Source organism: Paenibacillus sp. NFR01 (genome assembly GCF_900111565.1).
Lineage (GTDB): Bacteria > Bacillota > Bacilli > Paenibacillales > Paenibacillaceae > Paenibacillus_AQ.
On the sequence record NZ_FOIK01000010.1, the window covers coordinates 32215 to 54343 of the forward strand.

At 53.1% G+C, this 22129-nt stretch carries 23 protein-coding genes and 1 riboswitch; of the genes, 2 read left to right on the forward strand and 21 right to left on the reverse strand.

Going from position 1 to position 22129, the window contains the following annotated elements; genetic code table 11:
* Nucleotides 1-69: 69 nt before the first annotated feature.
* The 4 genes from BMW84_RS23710 to pth form a co-directional block, all read right to left on the reverse strand.
* Complete coding sequence (locus BMW84_RS23710) at nucleotides 70-1125, reverse strand: peptidylprolyl isomerase (protein ID WP_091072873.1); 1056 nt, start codon at nucleotides 1123-1125, stop codon at nucleotides 70-72.
* On the reverse strand, nucleotides 1112-4639 hold the full coding sequence (gene mfd, locus BMW84_RS23715; RefSeq protein WP_091072923.1) for a transcription-repair coupling factor: 3528 nt from the start codon (nucleotides 4637-4639) through the stop codon (nucleotides 1112-1114). The genes BMW84_RS23710 and mfd overlap by 14 nt, the downstream gene beginning before the upstream one ends.
* A 139-nt stretch (nucleotides 4640-4778) precedes the next feature.
* A complete protein-coding gene (locus BMW84_RS23720; protein ID WP_091072875.1) occupies nucleotides 4779-5009 on the reverse strand; it encodes an anti-sigma-F factor Fin in 231 nt (76 codons plus the stop codon).
* An 83-nt stretch (nucleotides 5010-5092) separates the two neighbouring features.
* The gene (gene pth, locus BMW84_RS23725) at nucleotides 5093-5653 is read right to left on the reverse strand and encodes an aminoacyl-tRNA hydrolase (RefSeq protein ID WP_091072877.1); all 561 of its coding nucleotides are present in this window, start codon (nucleotides 5651-5653) and stop codon (nucleotides 5093-5095) included.
* 131 nt (nucleotides 5654-5784) lie between these two features.
* Here pth and BMW84_RS23730 point away from each other — a divergent pair, with 131 nt between their 5' ends.
* Nucleotides 5785-5985 carry a hypothetical protein gene (locus BMW84_RS23730; protein WP_091072879.1) on the forward strand — a complete coding sequence of 67 codons (201 nt, stop codon included), beginning with the start codon at nucleotides 5785-5787 and terminating at the stop codon, nucleotides 5983-5985.
* A gap of 127 nt (nucleotides 5986-6112) precedes the next feature.
* On the opposite strand, the gene BMW84_RS23735 is transcribed toward BMW84_RS23730, so the two are convergent.
* The 13 genes from BMW84_RS23735 to BMW84_RS23795 form a co-directional block, all read right to left on the reverse strand.
* Nucleotides 6113-7066 carry a ribose-phosphate diphosphokinase gene (locus BMW84_RS23735; protein WP_091072881.1) on the reverse strand — a complete coding sequence of 318 codons (954 nt, stop codon included), beginning with the start codon at nucleotides 7064-7066 and terminating at the stop codon, nucleotides 6113-6115.
* Between the two features lie 96 nt (nucleotides 7067-7162).
* Nucleotides 7163-8554 carry a bifunctional UDP-N-acetylglucosamine diphosphorylase/glucosamine-1-phosphate N-acetyltransferase GlmU gene (gene glmU / locus BMW84_RS23740; RefSeq protein ID WP_091072882.1) on the reverse strand — a complete coding sequence of 464 codons (1392 nt, stop codon included), beginning with the start codon at nucleotides 8552-8554 and terminating at the stop codon, nucleotides 7163-7165.
* A gap of 167 nt (nucleotides 8555-8721) precedes the next feature.
* Nucleotides 8722-9009 carry a septation regulator SpoVG gene (gene spoVG, locus BMW84_RS23745; protein WP_020425826.1) on the reverse strand — a complete coding sequence of 96 codons (288 nt, stop codon included), beginning with the start codon at nucleotides 9007-9009 and terminating at the stop codon, nucleotides 8722-8724.
* 208 nt (nucleotides 9010-9217) lie between these two features.
* Nucleotides 9218-10045: a pur operon repressor gene (purR, locus tag BMW84_RS23750; protein WP_091072884.1), complete on the reverse strand. Its 828-nt coding sequence runs from the start codon at nucleotides 10043-10045 to the stop codon at nucleotides 9218-9220.
* Between the two features lie 80 nt (nucleotides 10046-10125).
* Nucleotides 10126-10980, reverse strand: a complete 855-nt coding sequence (gene ispE / locus BMW84_RS23755) for a 4-(cytidine 5'-diphospho)-2-C-methyl-D-erythritol kinase (RefSeq protein WP_091072885.1) — start codon at nucleotides 10978-10980, stop codon at nucleotides 10126-10128.
* A gap of 148 nt (nucleotides 10981-11128) precedes the next feature.
* Nucleotides 11129-11305, reverse strand: a complete 177-nt coding sequence (locus BMW84_RS23760; RefSeq protein WP_091072887.1) for a small, acid-soluble spore protein, alpha/beta type — start codon at nucleotides 11303-11305, stop codon at nucleotides 11129-11131.
* 118 nt (nucleotides 11306-11423) lie between these two features.
* Nucleotides 11424-11696, reverse strand: a complete 273-nt coding sequence (veg, locus tag BMW84_RS23765) for a biofilm formation stimulator Veg (RefSeq protein WP_091072888.1) — start codon at nucleotides 11694-11696, stop codon at nucleotides 11424-11426.
* A gap of 245 nt (nucleotides 11697-11941) precedes the next feature.
* The gene (gene yabG / locus BMW84_RS23770) at nucleotides 11942-12844 is read right to left on the reverse strand and encodes a sporulation peptidase YabG (protein ID WP_091072889.1); all 903 of its coding nucleotides are present in this window, start codon (nucleotides 12842-12844) and stop codon (nucleotides 11942-11944) included.
* Nucleotides 12845-12910: 66 nt separating this feature from the next.
* A complete protein-coding gene (rsmA, locus tag BMW84_RS23775; RefSeq protein ID WP_091072891.1) occupies nucleotides 12911-13795 on the reverse strand; it encodes a 16S rRNA (adenine(1518)-N(6)/adenine(1519)-N(6))-dimethyltransferase RsmA in 885 nt (294 codons plus the stop codon).
* Complete coding sequence (rnmV, locus tag BMW84_RS23780; RefSeq protein ID WP_091072893.1) at nucleotides 13792-14343, reverse strand: ribonuclease M5; 552 nt, start codon at nucleotides 14341-14343, stop codon at nucleotides 13792-13794. The genes rsmA and rnmV overlap by 4 nt, the downstream gene beginning before the upstream one ends.
* A gap of 154 nt (nucleotides 14344-14497) precedes the next feature.
* Nucleotides 14498-15655 (reverse strand): 3D domain-containing protein, encoded by a 1158-nt coding sequence (locus BMW84_RS23785; RefSeq protein WP_091072895.1) that lies wholly within the window; start codon nucleotides 15653-15655, stop codon nucleotides 14498-14500.
* Nucleotides 15656-15945: 290 nt separating this feature from the next.
* Nucleotides 15946-16173, reverse strand: a riboswitch (cyclic di-AMP (ydaO/yuaA leader).
* Between the two features lie 197 nt (nucleotides 16174-16370).
* The gene (locus BMW84_RS23790) at nucleotides 16371-17141 is read right to left on the reverse strand and encodes a TatD family hydrolase (RefSeq protein WP_091072897.1); all 771 of its coding nucleotides are present in this window, start codon (nucleotides 17139-17141) and stop codon (nucleotides 16371-16373) included.
* A gap of 36 nt (nucleotides 17142-17177) precedes the next feature.
* Nucleotides 17178-18473 carry an HD domain-containing protein gene (locus BMW84_RS23795; RefSeq protein WP_091072899.1) on the reverse strand — a complete coding sequence of 432 codons (1296 nt, stop codon included), beginning with the start codon at nucleotides 18471-18473 and terminating at the stop codon, nucleotides 17178-17180.
* A 271-nt stretch (nucleotides 18474-18744) separates the two neighbouring features.
* Here BMW84_RS23795 and BMW84_RS23800 point away from each other — a divergent pair, with 271 nt between their 5' ends.
* Nucleotides 18745-18999, forward strand: a complete 255-nt coding sequence (locus tag BMW84_RS23800; protein WP_019914502.1) for an AbrB/MazE/SpoVT family DNA-binding domain-containing protein — start codon at nucleotides 18745-18747, stop codon at nucleotides 18997-18999.
* A gap of 159 nt (nucleotides 19000-19158) precedes the next feature.
* Here BMW84_RS23800 and rsmI read toward each other — a convergent pair whose 3' ends face one another.
* The 4 genes from rsmI to BMW84_RS23820 form a co-directional block, all read right to left on the reverse strand.
* Complete coding sequence (rsmI, locus tag BMW84_RS23805; RefSeq protein WP_254773128.1) at nucleotides 19159-20016, reverse strand: 16S rRNA (cytidine(1402)-2'-O)-methyltransferase; 858 nt, start codon at nucleotides 20014-20016, stop codon at nucleotides 19159-19161.
* 41 nt (nucleotides 20017-20057) lie between these two features.
* Entirely contained in the window at nucleotides 20058-20828 is a 771-nt protein-coding gene (locus BMW84_RS23810; RefSeq protein WP_091072903.1) for a tRNA1(Val) (adenine(37)-N6)-methyltransferase, read from the reverse strand.
* A 66-nt stretch (nucleotides 20829-20894) separates the two neighbouring features.
* Nucleotides 20895-21260, reverse strand: a complete 366-nt coding sequence (locus BMW84_RS23815) for an initiation-control protein YabA (RefSeq protein WP_091072905.1) — start codon at nucleotides 21258-21260, stop codon at nucleotides 20895-20897.
* A gap of 30 nt (nucleotides 21261-21290) precedes the next feature.
* The gene (locus BMW84_RS23820) at nucleotides 21291-22091 is read right to left on the reverse strand and encodes a PSP1 domain-containing protein (RefSeq protein ID WP_091072907.1); all 801 of its coding nucleotides are present in this window, start codon (nucleotides 22089-22091) and stop codon (nucleotides 21291-21293) included.
* Nucleotides 22092-22129 lie beyond the last annotated feature (38 nt).

The window sequence follows — 22129 nt, forward strand, 5'->3', positions numbered from 1 at the left end:
CGCCCCGCAAATGAAAAACAAGCCTCCCCGCCGAGTAGGCGTAAGGAAGGCTTGTCCGGTTGTTTTTATTTATTTCGCTGCTTCGGTAGCTGCAGGTTCTTCGGAGGCCGCAGGGGATGCGGACGGCGCAGCGCTTGCCGCCGCGCTCGCTTCCGGCGAGCTGGCCGGCAGGTCGATCTTCACGTTAAGCGACTCCATATCCTTCTCCATGAAGGATTCCAGGTTCTTGGAGGCCAGCGTGCTCTTTACGGTTTCTTTCTCGTCGGCGGTCAGCTGATCGAAGGTTCTTTCGGTCCGCGATTCAACCTCCATAATGTGGTAACCGTATACGGTTTTGACCGGATCGCTGATCGTGTTCAGCGGCAGCGTCTGCGCCGCTTTCTTGAATTCCTCTACATAACCGCCGAGCGCGGTATCCTTATATTCGCCGCCGTTTTCCACGGAGCCCGTATCGTCCGAATACTCCTTCACGATTGCCGCGAAGTCTGCTCCGCCGTCGAGTTTGGTTTTGACCTCTTTGGCGATCTTGAGCGCGTCTTCGTCGCTGCGCTCTTTGCCGTCTTTGTCGGTCAGACCAACGAGGACATGGCGCACGGTAGCCTTGGTGTAGTCGCCTTTGGTGGCTTCGAATTCCGTTTTGACTTGGTCATCGGTAATCTTCAGGAGCATGTCCTTATATACGGTAAGCACGCGCAGCATATACGCGCGGACATCGGCTTCCTTCAGATTTTGTTCTTTCAGGGAGCTTTCGTAGGTGTCACCCAGTCCCGATTTCAGCGATTCCATCTGGGCGTCGGTTTCCTTCTCGGCCTCTTTCTTCGCTTCGTCGCTTGCCTTGCCGTCCAAATATTCAAACGCCACTTCCTGCTTCAGAATCGACTCCTTAAAAGCATCGATTTCCAGATAAGCAGCCTGCTGCGGCGTGAGGAATTTCATGATGCGCGTATCCAGATCAAACTCTTTCTCTGTGATGGTGCCGCCTTCATAGGTTGCAACCGCTTTGCTGGTATCCTTCGCAGAATCGGCATTGTCGCTCTTGCCGCAGCCTGCCAGCATGGAAAAGGAAACGGCCGCCGCCAGCGAAACCAGCAGCACCTTCCAGGATTTTTGTCTATTTAACCGCATTGTGTAGTTCTCCCTTCGATTTTAACGACTGTTTCGCCGCCGCCAGAAAACTTTCCAGCAATTCCAGCAGCTCTTTGTCATTGAGATTTTTTGTTTTCAGCCGGATGGCCGCTTTCGCATCTCTATCAAATTGTACACGTCTTTCGAAGCTATTGCCAACCTTGGCCAGCTTAGCGGTATCGAACGCCGCCGCTGCGCCTTCATGGAAATTCAGCACCGCTTCGTCTCCGCGCCGGATGATCGACTCCAGCCCGTACAGCTTGCCGTACACCTTAAGCCGGGCCACGGACAAGAGGTTGACCACCGATTCCGGCAGTTCGCCAAACCGGTCCAGAAGCTCATCCTCAAGCTCGGCTGCATCGTCGAAAGACGACACCGCGGCGACCTTTTTGTAGATTTCAATTTTCTGGATGCTGTCGTAAATATACTCGGACGGAAGATACGCGTCAATCGACAAATCAATGACCGTGTTTCCTTGCTTCAGTGAGGTATCTTCTTCCCCGAGCACCGTAACCTTGCGCTTGCGGATTTCCTCCGCCAGCATCTGCGAATACAGGTCGAATCCGACCGACGCAATAAACCCGTGCTGTTCCGCGCCCAGCAGATTGCCTGCACCGCGGATGGACAGGTCGCGCATGGCGATTTTGAAGCCGGAGCCCAGCTCCGTGAACTCCTTAATCGACTGCAGCCGCTTCTCCGCCACCTCAGTCAGTACCTTATCACGCTGATACGTAAAATACGCATAAGCGATCCGGTTGGAACGGCCCACACGCCCCCGCAGCTGGTACAGCTGGGAGAGTCCCATTTTGTCGGCATCGTGCACGATCAGCGTGTTGACGTTCGGGATGTCCACGCCGGTCTCGATGATGCTGGTGCTGACCAGCACATCGTATTCCCCGTCCAGAAAGTCAAGAATCGTTTTCTCCAGCTCGCCCTCCGACATTTGGCCATGGCCGATGCCGACCCGGGCTTCCGGAACCAGCATGGAGATTTGCGCCGCCATTTCCTGAATGCCCTGTACGCGGTTGTAGAGATAATACACCTGCCCGCCGCGCGCCAGTTCGCGTTCCACCGCTTCGCGGATGAGCGTCTGACTGTGCTCGACCACATAGGTCTGCACCGGGAACCGGTTCTCCGGCGGCGTTTCGATAACCGACAGATCGCGCACGCCGAGCATCGACATATGCAGCGTCCGCGGAATCGGCGTCGCCGTCAGCGTCAGCACGTCGACGTTGGTCTTCAGCTTTTTGAGCTTCTCTTTATGCGTAACCCCGAACCGCTGCTCTTCATCGACGATTAGCAGACCGAGATCCTTAAACACCATGTCCTGCGACAGCAGGCGATGCGTCCCGATAATGACATCAACCGTTCCCTGCCGCACGCCCTTAAGCGTTTCGTTCTGCTCTTTGCGGCTGCGGAAGCGGCTGAGCACCTGAATGTTCAGCGGATAATTGGCGAAGCGTTCGCGGAAGGTCTCGTAATGCTGCTGCGCCAGAATGGTCGTCGGCACCAGCACGGCCACCTGCTTTCCTTCGATCGCCGCTTTGAAGGCGGCGCGGATCGCCACTTCGGTTTTGCCGTATCCAACGTCTCCGCATAAAAGACGATCCATCGGCCGGTTTTGTTCCATGTCCTTTTTGATTTCCTCGATTGCCCGCAGCTGGTCGCGGGTCTCCTCGTACGGGAACATCTCCTCGAACTCGCGCTGCTCCTGCGTATCCTTCTCGAAGCCGTATCCCAGCGCGCTTTGCCGCTCCGCGTACAATTTGATCAAATCGTCGGCGATATCCTGAACGGAGGAACGCACCTTGCTCGTAACCCTTGTCCATTCATTGCCGCCAAGCTTATATACCTTCGGTTCCTTGTCCTCGGAGCCGACGTATTTCTGAATAAGATCGATCTGATCGATCGGCACGGACAGCTTATCGCCGCCGGCATACATAATATGCATATAATCCCGATGAATGCCGCTGACCTCAAGCGTCCCGATGCCCATGTATTTGCCGATGCCATGATTTTGATGCACGACGTAATCGCCAATCTTCAGCTCGGTATAGCTCTTGATCCGCTCGGCGTTGTCCATCCCCCGTGAGGATGCTTTACGCGCCTTGCGCTGCTTTTGCGAGAACATTTCGCCTTCCGTAATGACGGCCAGATGAATCGAAGGCATTTCAAAACCCGAGCCCAGGTTCCCCTGCAGAATGGTCGGCTCCTCAATGCCGTAATCATACAGGACACGCCGCACGCGTTCGATCCGTTCTTCTCCACTGGCCAGCATAACGACCTGAACGCCGGATTTATGCCAGCGCTCCATCTCGGTCTTGAGCACGTTCATCTGCCCGTGGAAATCCTGCATGCCGCGGCTGATAAAGCCGAGGATGTTCTGGGGCTGAATATGCGGAACCTGCCGCAGGAAAATCGACATAAAGAGGCTTTGAAACGGGCGGCGATACATAATCGTGTCATTATCGACGGATAAGTGCAGGTCGGGCAGCGTTTTGCCGTTTTGCAGCAGATGTAGATTCCACTCCGATTCATCACGCTCCAGCTGTTTGGCCGTTTCCAGCAGCCGCGCCGGTTCATCCAGCACGAGAACGGTGTCCTTGGCCATGTAGTCGTATAAGTGGGTCCGTTCGGGATATAAGAGACTGATATATTTATAGATTTCAGGAAAATACGTGCCCTCGCGCAGCATCTCCAGCTCGCGGCCGATCTCCTCCCGCAGACGCAGCTTCGCCTGCCGGTCGGTCATCTTCTCCAGCTGCCGCTCCATCATTGCCGCCGCTTGAACGGCTGCCGCATCCAGGCGCTCGCGGTCCGCAATAATCTCTTTGGCCGGCGTAATGGTCACGCTGCGCACCTTGTCGATGGAACGCTGATCAGCCGGATCGAAGGTGCGGATGGAATCCACTTCGTCGTCGAACAGCTCCACCCGGTAGGCCAGCTGCGAAGTCATCGGATAAAAGTCGATGATGCCGCCGCGGACGCTGATCTCGCCGCGGTTCTCCACCCGTTCCACCCGCTCATAGCCCATCTCGATCATGGCATGCAGGAACTCATCGAGCGACAGGGTACCCTCCTGGGTTACCGTCAGCTGCGCCTTGCCCATAACTGGCGCCGAAGGCAGCAGCCGGCGGACACCGGAATACGGCACAACCACAATGCCGCGGAAGCCCTGCGCGCATTTGGTCAGCACATCGATGCGCTGGGCCAGCGTCTCCGGACTGGAGACCGCCGCTTCTGCAGCGACAAGCTCATTCGCGGGATATAAAAGAACCTGGTCCGAGGAAAGCGCTTCCTGCAAATCTTCGGCGATCTTTTGGGCCGAGAACATATTATGGGTAACGACCAGCAGTGGACGTTTGATATCCTCATACAGCGCAGCCAACATAATCTGTCTTGCCGAACCGGATAAGCCCGAAATGAGCTGCTCCTTCATCCCCGCGGCTAAGCCGCGCGAAATCGACTGGAAATCAGAATCCTTGGAAAATGCTTCAATCAGACGTTGTAACAACAAAAGACACCTCTCTTACTGAACAGGCTGGCCCTAACCTTTCCGCTATGCCGCAACCTGTGATGATGGGAATCGAAAACAAGCCTTAGCTGATAAGAGCCAAGGCTTGCGGATAACGATAGAGACCGCCTTCCCTTGCCTACTGCAGCGGACTGGCCAGCAGACTGAGCTCAGGGTTGTTCTCCAAGGCCTCCTTGCAATAATCGCATGTCACCTTCACCGTAATTTCACCGTTCGGATCATATGCGATCATCTCTCTGCGCTCCGCAGGGGTTAAGGTATGAAGACCGAGCCGAATTTCGGAAATGTTCCGCTTATCGATGCTTCCGAGAAAGGTCCGGCAGTGTCTGCACACATAGTTTATTGCCATCTATATGCCTCCTGAAGGTAGTATATACCGTAAGTATACCCCGTCCTTCGGCGGTTTAGCCTGGAGGCATGGCCGGTTTCCCGTCAGCCGTTGAATTTGGCCATCGTCTGCTCGAACGTATTCCGCAGGCTGAATTCAAGCGCATCGCAGGTATCCGTAATCATCGCATTCAGCTTATCGCCTTCTTTTTTCGGAAACGCGGACAATACGTAGTCGACAATGGCAAATCCGGGTTCCGGGCGGGAGATGCCCATGCGCACACGGTTAAAATTTTGCGTGCCCGTATGCTGAATGATCGATTTGATGCCATTATGTCCTCCGGCGCTTCCCTGATAACGCAGCCGGATTTTTCCGATTTCGGTATCCAGGTCGTCATAGACGACAATCAGGTCTTCCAGGCTCACTTTATAATATTCCATGTAGGCACGGACGGATTCTCCGGACAGGTTCATAAATGTTAACGGTTTGATGAGCACTGTCTTTACGCCGTCGATTACGCCTTCGCTGATAACCGCTTTGCATTTATTCTGGTTAAATGCCATCCCGTGCCGATCGGCCAGCGCATCCAGCGCCATAAAGCCGACATTATGCCGGGTTTTGGCATACTCCCGGCCGGGATTTCCCAGTCCTACAATCCATTTCATGTTCAGGCTGATCCTTTCTGCCGGTCCTATAAGCAATCGGCCCCGGTTTTTGGTACAATATGTGTTATGAGGCGACACGAATACGTTCGCCGCGACCCATTTCATACTCCGAAGACAGGTGATGATGCACGATGCTCCCTCAAGGCGTAACCTTAACCCATCAGCGCCATTTCCAGTACCACATCCAGTTTGCCGTGCCTGTCGAAGTTTACCGGAACAATGAGTTCGTTGCCATCGGCGTAATGACGGCGGCGGACGACAGTTTCGTCGAGCTCGAAGGCACGCTCTTTAACCGTAGCTTGTTCACCTTTTTCTCGCGTCCCGGCTATTAGTGGGCAGGCCATCTACAGGGCGGCATCACGCCGACAAGGGTTACATCTTCCGCTGACGGAAGGTGTAACCCTTTACTGCTTTCGGCGGGATGAACCGTAGTCCCCGCATGCCAAGCCTCACTTATGGTTATTCGATCTCGAACAGTTTACTGATGGACAGTTCTTCATGGACGCGGATAATCGCTTCACCCATAAGCGGAGCAACGGACAATACCTTCAGCTTGGACGTCGGGTTCGGATTTGTGATCGGAATGGTATCCGTTACAATAATCTCCTTAATCGGGGAATTCTCCAGGCGGTCATGCGCCGGACCGGACAATACCGGGTGCGTACAGCAGGCGTATACTTCTTTGACGCCGCCTTCCATCAACGCATTAGCGCCGAGAACAATGGTTCCCGCCGTATCGATGATATCGTCGATCAGAATCGCGGTTTTGCCTTCGATATTCCCGATGATGTTCATGACTTCGCTGACATTCGGCTCCGGACGGCGTTTGTCGATGATCGCCAGCGGCGCATTCAGGAAATCAGCCAGTTTTCTTGCGCGCACCACGCCGCCGTGGTCAGGAGACACGACGACCGGATTCTCGATTTGTTTGGAACGGAAATATTGCGCGATAATCGGTACTCCAAGCAGATGATCGACCGGAATATCGAAAAAGCCCTGGATCTGCATCGCATGCAAGTCCATCGTAATTACGCGGTGCGCGCCGGCTTTCTCAATCAGGTTCGCCACCAGCTTGGCCGTAATCGGGTCACGGGAACGGGCTTTGCGGTCCTGGCGTGCATAGCCGTAATAAGGAATTACGACATTGATGCTCTTGGCGGATGCGCGCTTGAGCGCATCGACCATAACCAGCAGCTCCATCAGATTATCGTTTACCGGAGCGCAGGTCGACTGCACAATGTAGACGTGGCAGCCGCGTACGCTTTCCGAAAGCTTAACCTGAATTTCACCGTCGCTAAAGCTTGTGGTGTGCGACTCACCCATCGGAATCCCGATGTAATCGGCAATTTGGCTGGCCAGCTTGGGATTCGAATTACAGGTGAAGATCTTTAACTTGGAATCACAATAAGTCATAACGTTTAAACCCTCCGTGACGGAATTTAACTGGGCGAAGCCGCCGGACAGCCGGTAGCCGCGTTACGGCGTGTTCGCCCCTTTACTTACGCTGAACTAGGACTTTTCTTTCTTGGCTTTGGCCCGGGCACGGATTTTGTCTGCGTATCCCGGCTTGTTCTCCTGTCTTGCTCTGGCAATCGCCAGATCGTTATCCGAAACAGAGCGTGTAATGGTCGATCCCGCCACGACATAAGCGCCTTTGCCTACGGTTACCGGCGCAATCAGATTTACATTGCTGCCGACGAACGAATCATCTTCGATAATGGTCTTTGCTTTATTATATCCGTCGTAGTTGACGGTGATTGCACCGCAGCCGACATTTACGTTGGTGCCTACCGTAGCATCCCCGATGTAGCTGAGATGCGACACCTTCGAATGGTCGCCGATCACGGCGTTTTTGACCTCGACAAAGTCGCCGATCTTTACATCTTCGCCGAGCACAGCGCCCGGGCGCAAATAGGCAAAAGGCCCAACGGTAGTCCGTGCGCCGACTTGTGCCTGATTCAGCACGGAATGCTTCACGCTGGCTCCGTCCCGGATCACGCTGTCTTCGATTTCGCTGGAAGGTCCGATCACGCAATCTTCGCCGATTACGGTCGCGCCCTTCAGGATGGTACCTGGATATATCACTGTATCTGATCCAATTTCGACATCGGCGCCGATATAGGTAGAGGCCGGATCGATAAGGGTCACGCCGCCGAGCATATGCTTCCGATTGATGCGCTCCTGCATATAGCCTTCCGCTTCCGATAAAGCCAAACGGTCATTGACGCCGATCGACTCCGCCACATCCCGCGTTTCATAAGCCAGGACGGTATCCCCGCCGGACCGCAGAATGCCGATGACATCGGTTAAATAATATTCCTGCTGGTTGTTGCTATTGGTGACTTGTTCAAGTGCTGCAAACAGCTTTTTATTATCAAAACAGTAGGTGCCGGTATTGATTTCCTTAACGGCAGCTTCCTCGGCTGTGCAGTCCTTCTGTTCCACAATCTTCAGCACGTCGCCGTTCTCGCCGCGGATAATCCGTCCGTAGCCCGCCGGCTGCTCCAGGGACGCCGTCAAAATCGTTGCCGCCGCCTGCTTCTCTTCATGCAGCGCCATAATCGCGTTCAGCGTCTCTTCCGTTACCAGCGGAGTATCGCCGCAAACGACAATGGTTGTTCCTTCCTCGCCGCCGATTAAATCCTTGGCTTGCTTAACGGCATGGCCCGTACCTAGCTGGGTTTCCTGCAGCACATATTCCGCGTTCTGGCCCAGATAGGCTTTCACTTTCTCCGCGCCATGTCCGACTACGACAACAGTGCGCTCGCAACCGGTTGCCTTCACCGCGGCCACCACGTGTCCGACCATCGGTTTTCCGCATACGGGATGCAGCACTTTGTACAATTTAGATTTCATGCGCTTGCCCTGGCCCGCGGCAAGTACAACAGCCATTCTCTTCAAGAATGCCAACCTCCTACTTCATTAGCTCACTACTGAATATATCTCATTCCGGGCAAAAAGAAAAGAGAACCATATGCATGGTTCCCTTTTCTTCGAACCCCAAATAAAAGGCATAGCCTTTCGCCGCCCACGTGTGGGCAGCTGTCCCCTGGAGGCAGCTTCGGCGCTTACGCTCCCTCTTCAATCACTTCTTCTTCCTCGGTAGCGGCGCGATCATATTCGGCCAGTACCGCAGATTGAATCTTCTCGCGGGTTCCCGAGGATATCGGGTGCGCGATATCGCGGAATTCGCCGTCCGGTGTGCGCTTGCTCGGCATAGCAACGAACATCCCATTATTTCCGTCGATGACGCGAATGTCATGAACAACAAACTCGTTATCGATTGTAATGGATGCGATTGCTTTCATTCTCCCCTCAGAATTGACGCGGCGGAGTCTGACATCCGTAATTTGCATGTGTGTGTTCACCACCTTTTTCCATCAGAGACTTGGTGTATAATTCCACACAGCAAGGCAAATTCCTTCTTTTTGAATCCCATAAAATGACTGTCAAAGAAGATTATTTTTCGAATATCATGGTTTTCGACATGTTTCGTCCGCTTTTCTTACGATTCCTCAAAGATTCGACAATATCCTGCCTGTCGCCTCAGATCAAAGCAAGCCTTCAGGAAGGGAAAAAGTTACCCGGACGCGCGGTAATGCGCCGTCCCTTCGAATCGACCTCATTCAGCTTGATGAGTGATACATAGTCATGCAGCAGGCGTTCCCCGTTATCGACCGCACCGGATTCGACAAGCACACCGACCCCGGCCACCTCGGCGTTAAACTCCCCAAGCAAATCGACCATCCCGCGTACCGTTCCGCCGGCTTTCATGAAATCATCGACGATCAGCACCCGCGACTTCTCCTTGAGCGCCCGCCGCGAGAGCGACATCGTATGGATGCTCTTATGCGAGCCGGACACATAATTAATGCTTACCGCCGAGCCCTCCGTTACCTGATGGTCCCGCCGCACCAGCACCACGGGCAGCCCGAGCTGCGCCGCCGTTGCATACGCCAGCGGAATCCCTTTGGTCTCGACCGTCATGACCACATCGATCTCCTTGCCGTAAAAGGCGGTGGCGATGATTTTGCCCGCTTGCTCCATCAGCGAAGGTAGCCCGAGCAGATCCGACATATATAAATAACCGCCGGGCAAGATCCGTTCACTCTGCTCCAGCTGCGTGCATAACCCCTGGATGAAATCAAGCGCCATCTCGACCGGCATCCGCGGGATATACCGAACGCCGCCGGCCGCACCGGCCAGTGTCTGCAGCTCGCCCATGCCTTCTCCCTCGAACACTTCCTTGATAATCGCCAGATCCTCGCTGATCGACGACTTCGCCGAACCGTAACGGTCCGCAAACGTGGATAAAGGCAGCAGCGCATGCGGTTTCTCCAGCAAAAATTGCGTCATATCTACCAAACGTTGGCTTCTCTTAAGTTTCTTCACGGAATGCTCCTCGCCAAAACCGAATATTATTATCAAATAATATCACTTTTGTACGGATTTATAAAGAAAAAACGAGCCCACTAACTTAAGGATCGCACCGCGTACACTTCTTTGCAAAATCCGCGCAGGCCATTGTAAATCCGCGCCACTTTGGACTGCTTGGACACCAGGCCGAACACCGTCGGTCCGCTGCCCGACATCAGCACGCCCTCCGCTCCCAGCTTGATCATTGCTTCCTTGAGCTGCCGCACTTCCGGATGCAGCTTCAGCGTCACGTCTTCCAGCACATTGCCGAGTCCGGCGCATACGGCCGCAAAATCGCCGGCCTCGATGGCCTGGCGCATTCGGGGCGCGGACGGATGCACCGGAATGCTTGAGGCGCGCAGACGTCCGTACACTTCAGCCGTCGATACGTTAATCGGCGGCTTCGCCAGGATGACCCAGCATTGCGGCGGATTCGGGATCGGCGTCAGCCGTTCTCCCCGCCCCGTGGCCAGAGCCGTGCCGCCGGTCACGCAGAACGGGACATCCGAGCCCAGCTCGGCGCCCAGCTCCTGCAGCTCCTGCGGCGGGATGCCCAGGCGCCAGAGGCGGTTCAGGCCGCGCAGCGTCGCCGCAGCATCGCTGCTGCCGCCGGCCAGTCCGGCGGCCACCGGAATTCTTTTGTCCAGATGGATATGTACACCGCTCTTCACGTTATAACGTTCTTTGATAAGCCTTGCCGCCTGAAAGGCCAAATTCTTCTCGTCCAGCGGGATATATCCGGCCTGGCTTGAGATAATAATCGAATCCCGCCGAAGCTCCGAAAGCTCCAGACGATCCGCCAGATCGACCATCGTCATAATCATTTCAACCTCATGAAAACCGTCAGCGCGCTTATGAAGCACATCCAGCATCAGATTGATCTTGGCCGGCGCTTTTTCGTACATTTTCAAGGCGTTCACCCACCCTCAGCTTTTCCCGTAAAAAACAACTTAACATATTATATGAAAAACCCGGGTCGAAGTCCACTGGAGGCGGTTTGAAGCCAAAAAGACGGCTTCCTTGCGGAACCCGCCTTTCGCTTGCCTGTACTAATCGGGATTATGATTTCCGCGCCGCTTCTTCCGCCAGCTGGATGGCCCGTTTGACCATATTGCCGGCGTCCTTGGCCCGAATACCGCCCCAGCCCTCGCGCTGAACGGTGTCGTAAAACCCCAGTTCCTTAGCGAGCTCCGTCTTCAACTCCTCGGACATCATGCTTCGTCTTCTGCGGCTCATTCCCATTTCCTCCTCGGGTCTGATTTTGGGCTTATCCCTTTGTAGTATGCTGCGGGCGGCGGACCGCCATGCAGAGAAGAAAATAAAAACAGCCTCCCGAAGGAGACTGCTGCACGTCTTACGACTTCATATACATAATCCGCATCTGCCCATCATCTTCGCAAACCGTGATTTCCACAGATTCGGTAAGTATATCGGCATAGCTATAGGACACGCGCTTAAAGCTTTGCTGCTCATCCAATTTGACAATAAACACAGAAGGGTACGTTTCTTCCAGGACTCCGGTACGTTCGACGGTTTTGCGACGGCCACCGTTAGCACGCAATGTGATCTTGTGACCGACATGAGCTTCGAGACTGCGTTTGATTTCCAACAGCGCGTTATTAGCCATTGCCTGACGACCACCTCTTTCCTTGTCCATTATACAATTGTTTGCATACAATGTCAAATCAGATAATTATATTAGATGACACATGTGATGTCAACGGATTTTTTGTGGATTTTGAAGTAGCCGAGCATTATTCCTTGTTAGCTGTCGCATAAATTCGGCTATAACGTACCGATGCTTCAAACACCAACAACAAAAAAAGACAGCCGGATCCGGCTGTCCCTAAGAACTTGCTGGCAAAACCTTTGCTATACCACCGAAGGAGTCACTTTTAAAGTCGACAGATTGTTCAGCCGTGGCATGCCGATCCTGAAGCTTCCCCGTGTCTCGATGCCGCCCATGCCCTGCTTGCCGCTGATCGTATGATTCAGGACGTCGCCCAAGCTTACGGTGTCGCGGATCGAGGTAAACGCCGCCTTGGCCGCGATATACACCGGATCGAGGGCATGGATCAATATCCGGCCCGGCGAGCTGGCAAAATTAGCGCCAGCGCTCAGCAGCGCCTCGAAATGCGATTGGCAGGCGCCGGCCACAATGGTCAGGGAATCAAAATGCTTCTCATATTCGCGGGCAACCTGAACGGCGGCCACAAAATTCTGCGAATTTTTGTAGCTGCCGAGATTATACAAGTCATAAGCTTGCGGCTGCTTCAGCACCCCGTCGTGACCGGTAATGACTACGATATCCGGCCGCACCCGCGGCAGCAGCCGGAATAACGTATCGGCCATCTTCGATTCGTGGACATGATGGCCTTCCGCCGGAATCCGGAGCTGCTCGTATAGGTTAAGGCTTTTATTCAAATACAATGCATCTCCGTCCAAATGTAGCACCTTGCCCGGCACTTCGAAATACGCTGCTTCAATGGAGGACTGCGTCCATGTACTCCCGGAGACGCTCTCTCCGCTGCGCTGGCTTTGTTCCTGCCGGTCTTTGCGCAGCTGGGTTAAAGATTCCGTCGCTTTAATCTGCGCCTGCTGACCGCGCTTGGTAACGCGGGTCGGCGGCACCTGAACCAGGTCTTCGAGCGGGGCGTCGGCAAGCAGGCGGAATTCCGTGCCTTTGATAACCGCCTTGTTCTGCACGACATTCTCCACTCTGAAGGTTATATCGCCGCCGTACGATTTTCGAACGACCAAGTCTCCCAAATTCATCACAACACCACCTCTATCCCCATCGTATGGGCAAAGGTCACGGTTGGTTCTTGACTTGGGCTTATTTTACTGCGATACGATTCCCGCCGTGTACAGCACATCGCTCAGCTTGGCGTATTCCTGAAGGCTCAGCGTCTCGCCCCGGCGCGCCGGATCGATTCCCGCTTCCGCCAGCAGCGCTTCCAGGCGTTCGCGACCCTCACCGGAGAAGAAGCGGGCCTTCAGATTATTCGCAATCGTTTTACGGCGCTGGGTGAAGGAGGCCTGGACCACTTCGAAGAAAAACTTCTCGTTCATGACCTGCACCGGTGGATTCTCGCGTACCTTCAGGCGAATGACAGCGGATTCCACGTTCGGCTGCGGAATAAAGACGGTATGCGGAACCGTGCACACGAGCTCAGGCTCGCTGTAATACTGCACGGCGATGCTCAGGCTGCCGTATTCTTTGCCGCCCGGCGACGCCGCCATCCGCTCGGCCACTTCTTTCTGGATCATCACAACAATATTTCGCAGCGGCAATTTCTCTTCCAGCAGCTTCATCAGGATCGGCGTCGTCACGTAATAGGGTAAGTTGGCCACAACGCTGACTTTGTCCACACCGGCGAAATCCTCGGCAAACACCTGATGCAGGTCGACCTTCAGCACATCGTCGTTGCGGATGGTGACATTCGGATAAGGGGACAACACGTCCTGCAGAATCGGGATCAGCCGGCGGTCGATTTCGACCGCAGTGACCTTGCCGGCCGCCGCGGCGAGCCGCTCCGTCAGTGCCCCGATGCCGGGCCCGATCTCCAGCGCCCCCGATTGCTCGTCCAGTTCAGCGGCGGATACGATTTTATCGAGAATGTTCTGGTCGATCAAAAAGTTTTGTCCCAGACTTTTTTTAAATGAAAAACCGTACCGTTGAATAATTTCCTTCGTCCGGCCCGGAGATGAAATACGATCTGTCATGCGTTGCTTCCTCCCTGGTCGATTTGCTTGACCGCCTCTGCGAATTCCTCCGGCGTAATCCGGAACATGGCTAGGCGCTTGAACAACTGCTTGCCATTGCAATACCCGATGCCCAGCAGATTGCCCAGCTCCATGCGGCGTTCGGCTGCCCGCGGATGCACCAGCATGCCGGAAGCCATCAGCGAATCCAGCCCGATCTGCGGCGGCGCGGCCTCATCCGCCGTGTGCACATGCATCAGCGCCTGACGGATGGCCTCCGGCGACGCGTTCTCCACGCCGATGTCGCCCTTACGGGTGGCATCTTTCTCGGGAATAAACGCATGCTTGCAGCCCGGAACCTTGGCGGATACAATCTTACGGATTCGTTCACCGGCATGGTCCGGATCGGTCAGGATAATTACACCCCGCCGCTCCATAGCCAGCGCGATTTTGGCAATCACCTTGCGGTCGACCGCGGAGCCCCCGGTTTCGATCGTATCGGCGTCTACCGCCCGCTTCACGGCAACCGTATCGCATTTGCCCTCCACCACAATCAGTTCCTTGATCATTTATTTCCTTGTCTCCCCTCTTTACACACAAAAAGAAGAGGATTCGCTCCCCTTCTTTTTGGCTAAAGAATGTATAAGTGATGAAGCGGCAGCCCGTTCAAATGTGCTACCCTCACTATAGCTTATAAAACATGATTTTGCAAAAGACCTCTTCCTAATCCAGCTCCGGTTTGACCGGCCCAATCACGTACACGGTCCGGGATTTGCGACCGAAGTTACGGGCATGGCTCAGTGAATCGTAATACACATCCACCTTATTGCCTTTAATGGCACCGCCGGTATCCTCTGCTCGGCGGAATCCAAGCCCTTCAATGTACACCCACCAGCCAATCGGAATTACATTCGGATCGACAGCGATGGTCCGCCCTTCCGTTACGCGCGTTCCGGAAGCAGTACGGGTTCCAATTCCCGGCTCTTCTGAAGAATAAGCCGTCATGGACACATTTTTAAGTATTTTCTTGTATTCGAAATCGACGCCGGCTTTATGCGCGACGCTGCTGCTTTTTACAGCGGCTGTGGATTTTTTCGCAGTGGTTTTTGTTGTGGTGGTAGTTTTGGCAGCAACTTTTACAGGAAGCGGTTTTGTGCCAACGGCAATAACCTTGTCTTTGGTCACAGTCTGCACTTCCTTGCTGATCATGCGCATGGATACCAGCTCACCGTCTTGGTAAGTCTTTTCGATGTTCTGGACCATGACGCCGGCTTCACCAGCTTGAGCCACTTTCACGGTTCCCTTGGTCAGAGAGGGGTCAGCGGTTTTAATAATCCGGAAAGGCAAGCTCTCCGTCCGCTGTACGATTTGTTTGCTGATACGGACAATCTTAACTTCCATGTCGGCAGAAACTGAGGTGTCTAGCGAAGGAAAAATTTTGTCATTGGCACCCAGCGTGAGGCCCAGTTTGTCAATGGCTTTGCCGAGGTTGTCCTCGGTCGTATATAAGGTTTGTGTCTTACCGTCTGCTGTCAGGCTGATCGACTGCGCGCGGTTAATCACCACACGGTCGCCGTCCTTCAGCTTCTCAGTAAGGGCTACGGAAATTTCATCATGGGGCAGCAGCGAAATTTTTTCCGCTTCCAGCACATCGCCAAGCAGCGCTGCGCGCGTCGTGAACGATTGCTCCTGACCGTCTATGACCAAAAATATCTCTTTGCTGCTCTGACCATGTGCATATAGCAGAATTAGCAGAGCGACGACGATTGATACCACACCTGCAAGCGAAAGTACGCGAGGATTCACTTGCTTCCACCGTAATGCGAAAGACCTGCTGGATGATTGCGATTCATGGGTGGCCTCTGGTTGGAATACGCCCATTTCTCCATCCTCCTTACATAGCCCCGTCGACGATGATGTATCTCTAAGATGACCTGACCCTGTCTGACGAAACTAAGCTTGAGTTTGCAACAGGATACGCCCGCATTTCTCTTAGCGTGTCCTGCTCATGGATCGCCTGCCCGGCATAACGTCCCCAGTTCCTGTTATATAACAGTATGTGGGACTCATCTCCATTATTCAAAATAAAAGAAGCCTGAAAGAGTTCACATTGGGAGGACTCTTTCGTGGCTTCTCCGGTGTCTGAATAGCGGGATGTGAATGCACGAGGTTTCCTCTCTTACTTGCGCTTGCGGGGTTAGCTGTCGGGTTCGGACATAAGAGAGATGCCCTATCTCAGGTCACCCGCTCACGGCGGATGCCCTCAAATTCACCCCAAAGACCACATAAAGAAATCAAATATTGAGCTGCGCATTTCTCGGATGTACGCTATGTACGGACATGCGTCAGTCGATATTGGTTCCCCCGCTCTCCATACGGAGACTCAGCGAGACGATCTATGAATCGTGGCTGTCACAATAACAACAGCTCATTGCACTGAAAAGATGATATCCTGTTTTGATGCAGGTTGTAAAGGACGTTTCAACCACGTTTACGCAAAAAAATGATTAAAAATTTGTAATAATCGGCGGTTTTTGAATTAAAAAAGTTTAATACATCCGCCATACTCGTTTTTTTACCCGCTTTACTCCCGTTTTCAAACAATCCCAAATCGTTCCAACGCGTTCGCATACGTAATTTCGGCCAATTCCTGTAAATCAATCCCTTTTATTTCCGCCGCGGCTTCGGCGACAAGTTTGACGTTTGCGCTCTCATTCCGCTTGCCCCGGAACGGGTGCGGCGTCAAATACGGGGAGTCGGTTTCGATCAGCAGGCGGTCGAGTGGCGTCTGCGCCAGCACCTCTTTGGGTACCCTGGCATTCTTGAAGGTAACCGGTCCGCCAAAGGACAAATGGAACCCTAAATCGAGGCACATTTTTGCCGTCTCCCAGCTTCCTGAAAACGAGTGCATCACCCCGCCGATTTCATTGGCTTTTTCTTCCCGGAGGATGCGGACAATGTCTTCATGGGCGTCGCGGTTATGGATACTTATCGGCATTTTCAGCTCGCGGGCCAAGCCGATCTGTTTGCGCAGCACCTCATGCTGTATCTCTTTGGGAGAGGTATCCCAGTAGTAGTCCAATCCAATCTCACCAATCGCCACGACCTTGGGATGGCTGCAGAGCGAGGCAATCCACTCCAAATCCCCGTCACGCATATCGATCGCATCCTGGGGATGCCAACCAACCGCGGCATAGATAAAATCATACGTCTCTGCCAGCTTCATCGTCGTCGGAATGGTCTCGCGGTTAAAACCGATATTTATCATCTTGTGGACGCCGGCTTCTACCGCGCGGGCAATAACGGCTTCGCGGTCTTCGTCAAATTGCGGCGCATCCAGATGCGTATGGGTGTCGAATAATTTCATGCTGTCATTTCCTCCTGTCGATTCCTTGGCTCAGAATTAATTTTTATGCTGTTTTTCAAATATTTCAGCGACGGACAAAGGCAGCCGGGGAAGGGCTTGGCGCAGCCTATCTTGCGGAAAATAAAGATGGTACCTGCCGCGGTGAATGCCGCTGATCGAACGCACGATATCGGACACCTCGGAGATTTCCCGCAGCCTGTCCTGACGGTCAAGCAACAAAATTTGCTTGCTGTCAAAGCCTTCTTCCGGACGGAACACATCATAGGGTAAATCTGTCGGAAAGTCGATTTCCAGGTCGTAATCGGGGTTCAGTCCGGCGGCGGAAAAGCTGCGGCGAATCTCGTCGATCGTCTCCAGATCCAAATTTTCAGTTTCTACATATTTATACAGTCTACGATGAATAAAACGGCAGCAAAGTTCGCTTAACAGAGGGTCTTTCTCGCGTGTCCACTGCATAAAAGCAGTCTGAACCAGCGCTTCATCCAGTAGCAGATACTGCTGCACCGTCACCTCACCGCCAAACAATTCACGCAGCGGTTCCACCATAAAGCCAAAGGTGTACCCTTCCTGAAACAACTCCTTCGCCCTGCGGAAAATCTGTCGCAAAATAATTTCCGAGCTCCGCGTTACTGGATGAAAATACACCTGCCAATACATCTGGTAACGGGACATCAGATAGTCTTCAATCGCATGCATGCCTGATTCCTTGACCACGACCCGGCCGTTATACGGACGCAGCATCCGCAGTATTCGGTCGATATCGATCGTGCCATAGTTAACCCCGGTATAATACGCATCGCGAAGCAAGTAATCCATCCGGTCGGCATCCAGGGGACCTGACACAAGATTGACAACTATTTCATGCTCATACGTTTTCGAGATTACCGAAGCGACTTTTTCCGGAAAATCTGGGGCAACCTCCCGCAAAATGGTGGTGATTTCCGTATCCTCCAAGATGATGCGGCAAGTCCATTCCTCGTGGTGCACCGCAAAAGCCTCTTCTATAGAATGGGAGAACGGGCCGTGTCCCAAATCATGCAGCAGCGCGGCACAAAGCGTAAGCAGGGCTTCTTCGGGCAGCCAGTCTTTATAGCCGCTCCGTTCGAACTGCGAAATAATGCGCCGCGTAATTTCATAGACCCCCAGCGAGTGGGAGAATCGGCTATGCTCCGCGCCGTGAAAAGTCAGATACGACGTCCCCAGCTGGCGAATCCGCCGCAAGCGCTGAAATTCGGGCGTGTTGATCAGTCTCCAAATGATGACATCCTGCACATGGACGTAGTTATGTACCGGATCTTTGAATACTTTTTCTTCCGATAATGGCTGCTTCATAAAATCAACTCCTTAAAATAGATTAAATGTTGTCGCAGAATGTCGAATGTTGACGTATTATATACTGGAAGATCGACAATATATTTCTGGAGTTTTTCTCCAATATTAAGGCTATCTGTAGGCGAAATCATGTTTTTCTTAAAAAATTCCCTAAAATTAGCCTCAAAAAAGGTTGACTGTTCTGGGAATGGTTGGTATTATAAATATCATAAAACGGTGAACGTTGTCGAATAATGACGCCTTTGAATATCGAGAGGAGCAGCGATTACAAATGATGAAATCAACAGGAATTGTAAGAAAAGTAGACGAACTTGGACGGGTCGTTATTCCGATTGAATTACGCCGTACCTTGGGCATTGGTGAGAAGGACGCGCTGGAAATTTATGTGGACGGCGAACGTATTATGCTTAAGAAATACGAGCCGGCTTGTATTTTCTGCGGAAATGCCGAGAACGTAACTTACTTCAAAGGAAAAATTGTTTGTCACGAATGCATTTCTGCGATCCCTACCCCTGTGACAAATTAAGACGAATCGGTTATAATAAGAACTAATCAAATTGTTAATTCTAACCTTTTTATATCTCCTTGGCCTCCCGCTTTCGGCGGGAGGTATTTTTTTGCGTTCCGATAAAATATACCCCATAATTACACCCTTCACCAATTAAAGGGACAGTTTATCCCTTATTTATTCCAATAAGGCATTATAAATGTCCCTTTTTGCCATTCCTCGATCCTGAGCTGCCTTTTTCATTGCTTCCTTCCGCGGCATTCCCTCTGCTTCATAATGGGCGACATGGCCGGCAATATCCATTTCCCGCCACCAGGCGGATTCGGCCTTTTCCGCTTCCTCCCGGCTTTGTCCTTCCACCACGACTACGTATTCGCCCAGCGGCGGATGCTCTTCGAGCCAAGCCAGCGCTTCTTCCATCGTTCCGCGTACAAATTCCTCATACCGCTTGGTCAGTTCGCGGGCGAGCGTAACCCGGCGGTTGCCAAAGGTCTCCAGCAGCAGGGCTAACGTTTTAGCCACTCGATGAGGGGATTCATAGAACAGGAGCGTGCTTTGGTCGGAACGCAGTTCCCCCAGCCGGGCGCGAATGTCCTTTTTCTCCCGGGGTAAAAATCCGGCAAAGGTGAAGCTGTCCGTCGGCAGGCCGGAGGCGATCAGAGCCGACAATGCTGCATTTGCCCCGGGCACCGGAATGACCGGAATTCCATGGCTGATGGCCAAGGCCACCAGGTCGGCCCCCGGGTCGGAAATGGCAGGCAGGCCGGCGTCGCTGACCAGCGCTAAATTTTTACCTTCTATTATATAGCGTATCAGTTCCGGCCCGCTGGCCGCTTTATTATGCTCATGATAGCTGAACAGCAGGGACGGCGAAATTTCAAAATGGCTGAGCAGTTTGCGGGTCTGCCGCGTATCCTCTGCCGCAATAATGTCGCATTCCCGCAGCATGCGAACGGCCCGGTAGGTCATATCTTCCAGATTGCCGATCGGCGTGGCGACCAGATACAGCGATCCGCATCCATCCGGCTTCCCCATCCCCTGTGGTTCCGCTTGAAAGCTGCTTTGGTAGGTGATTGTCATGATTTACCCTCTTTATTTCCATAGTAGATATCCATAATCTCCGGGCAATATTGATTGTCCTCATTATAGACGATCAGCGGAGGTTGTAAACGCGCTTCCGGCTTTCCGTCCCGAGCTGCTTCAATCAGCACCATGTTGGCTTCGAGATGCGCCCGCGGATGCACAAAGCGGATTACCTTCGGCTCCAGACGATATTGGCGCATGAGGCTCACAATGTCCACCAGACGCTGCGGCTTATGCACCATGCTGACCTTTCCGCCCGTGCGGACCAGGCGGACACAGGCCTGAATGACCTCCTCCAGCGTACAGCCCAGCTCGTGGCGGGCCATCGCCTGATGCGTATTCAGCTTCAGGTCTCCGGTGGTTAGCGGCATATAAGGCGGATTCACCGTAATTGCATCGTAAACGCCGTATCCTGCTTTTAAATGTAGCTCACGCAAATCGCCCTCGTGGATGGTGATCTGCCCTTCCAGGCCATTCAGCGCCACGCTGCGCCGTGCCATATCGGCCAGACGGGGCTGGATTTCAATGGCTTCAATCGAAGCCTTTGTCCGCGTCGTCAGAAGGATCGGAATGACGCCGTTGCCGGTGCAGAGGTCCAGTACTCTGCCCCGCGGCGGTACGCCGGCAAACCGCGCGAGCAGCACCGCATCCATAGAGAAACTGAATACTTCATCGCTTTGGATAATCTGCAGATTGTGGGTCAGCAGATCGTCCATCCGCTCGCTCGGCAGCAGCTCGGCTGCCTTTTCGTTAAAATTGTTCATCATAAGCTCCTGATCTTCTATTGTAGTAAAAAAACCGTAGGAAAAAATCCCCTACGGCGTGAATACTCATTTATTTAGAAAAGAAAGACAGAAGAGACAATCACCCTCGGTGCGTAAATGTCCGAAATACACATTGCAGATGTGAAAGCCTTCATGATACAGTCTCGCCAAATTATCATAGCCCTCGCCGACGACTTCTCCCTGCCCCTCTCCGGAAGGAAGCTGCGTCTGCGTCTCCGCAAGCCTTTGTTCGACTTCCAGAGGCGCCTCGCGTTTTAAGATTCTGCGGAGTTGTTCATTCTCCAGGCTGAGCTGTTGGTTGGCTTCCATCAATTCTTTAACAGTCTGTTTCCAATCCGCAAGAGTATTCCGCATGCCTTCCAGCTGCGTCTCCATCTCCTGCATGTGTGCAAATATATTTATCTTCTCCAAGTTTCCACCCCGAAAGTAACCTTATATGGTTTACTTGACGACAACATCATCCATTGGAAGTTCCTTAACTTTGCCCACTTCAAACAACTGCACATGGACGGTACGCGTTCCGGCATTGATGCCGACCACCTTGCCCTCGCCCAAAGACGTTACAACCAGCTTACCTACCTGCGGCAGCTCTTCCTTCACGCTTTCATAATTATCATGCTCAAATTTCAGGCAGCACATCAGCCGGCCGCATAGACCCGAAATCTTTGTCGGGTTCAGTGACAGGTTCTGGTCTTTGGCCATCTTGATCGATACCGGCTCGAAATCGCCTAACCAGGACGAGCAGCAGAGCACCCGGCCGCAAGGACCCAGACCGCCCAGCATTTTCGCTTCATCGCGCACGCCGATCTGGCGTAGCTCGATCCGGGTACGGAAGATACTGGCGAGATCCTTGACCAGCTCCCGGAAATCAACGCGGCCTTCCGCCGTGAAATAAAAAATGATTTTGTTGCGGTCAAACGTAAACTCCACATCCACCAGCTTCATCTTGAGGCCGTGATCGCGGATTTTATTTAAACAGGTGGCAAAAGCGTCCTTGGCCGCGTTTTTGTTCTCCTCCACCACGCGCGCGTCGGTCTCCCCGGCAATGCGCATGACTTTCTTAAGCGGCAGCACGACATCAGCTTCCTGCACTTCTTTTTTGCCTACGACAACCTTACCGTATTCGACGCCTCTCGCCGTCTCGACAATGACGCATTGATCGCGTTCTATCGGGAAATCAAGCGGATCGAAGTAATATATTTTACCCGCCTTTTTAAAGCGGACACCTACGACGCTATACAAAAATTAACCCCCTTGTTTGCCGGTAAAAGGAACTTTTA

Coding starts and splice junctions, on each gene's coding strand:
- rnmV (WP_091072893.1), bottom strand. CDS start 14,343: ATGATCAAGGAACTGATTGTGGTGGAGGGCAAATGCGATACGGTTGCC.
- BMW84_RS23785 (WP_091072895.1), bottom strand. CDS start 15,655: ATGGGCGTATTCCAACCAGAGGCCACCCATGAATCGCAATCATCCAGC.
- spoVG (WP_020425826.1), bottom strand. CDS start 9,009: ATGCAAATTACGGATGTCAGACTCCGCCGCGTCAATTCTGAGGGGAGA.
- BMW84_RS23735 (WP_091072881.1), bottom strand. CDS start 7,066: ATGACTTATTGTGATTCCAAGTTAAAGATCTTCACCTGTAATTCGAAT.
- BMW84_RS23795 (WP_091072899.1), bottom strand. CDS start 18,473: ATGAAGCAGCCATTATCGGAAGAAAAAGTATTCAAAGATCCGGTACAT.
- yabG (WP_091072889.1), bottom strand. CDS start 12,844: ATGAATTTGGGAGACTTGGTCGTTCGAAAATCGTACGGCGGCGATATA.
- BMW84_RS23800 (WP_019914502.1), top strand. CDS start 18,745: ATGATGAAATCAACAGGAATTGTAAGAAAAGTAGACGAACTTGGACGG.
- BMW84_RS23730 (WP_091072879.1), top strand. CDS start 5,785: ATGCTCCCTCAAGGCGTAACCTTAACCCATCAGCGCCATTTCCAGTAC.
- BMW84_RS23710 (WP_091072873.1), bottom strand. CDS start 1,125: ATGCGGTTAAATAGACAAAAATCCTGGAAGGTGCTGCTGGTTTCGCTG.
- rsmI (WP_254773128.1), bottom strand. CDS start 20,016: ATGGGGAAGCCGGATGGATGCGGATCGCTGTATCTGGTCGCCACGCCG.
- BMW84_RS23810 (WP_091072903.1), bottom strand. CDS start 20,828: ATGAACAATTTTAACGAAAAGGCAGCCGAGCTGCTGCCGAGCGAGCGG.
- BMW84_RS23760 (WP_091072887.1), bottom strand. CDS start 11,305: ATGAGCCGCAGAAGACGAAGCATGATGTCCGAGGAGTTGAAGACGGAG.
- BMW84_RS23720 (WP_091072875.1), bottom strand. CDS start 5,009: ATGGCAATAAACTATGTGTGCAGACACTGCCGGACCTTTCTCGGAAGC.
- pth (WP_091072877.1), bottom strand. CDS start 5,653: ATGAAATGGATTGTAGGACTGGGAAATCCCGGCCGGGAGTATGCCAAA.
- veg (WP_091072888.1), bottom strand. CDS start 11,696: ATGGCTAATAACGCGCTGTTGGAAATCAAACGCAGTCTCGAAGCTCAT.
- rsmA (WP_091072891.1), bottom strand. CDS start 13,795: ATGACAGATCGTATTTCATCTCCGGGCCGGACGAAGGAAATTATTCAA.
- BMW84_RS23790 (WP_091072897.1), bottom strand. CDS start 17,141: ATGAAATTATTCGACACCCATACGCATCTGGATGCGCCGCAATTTGAC.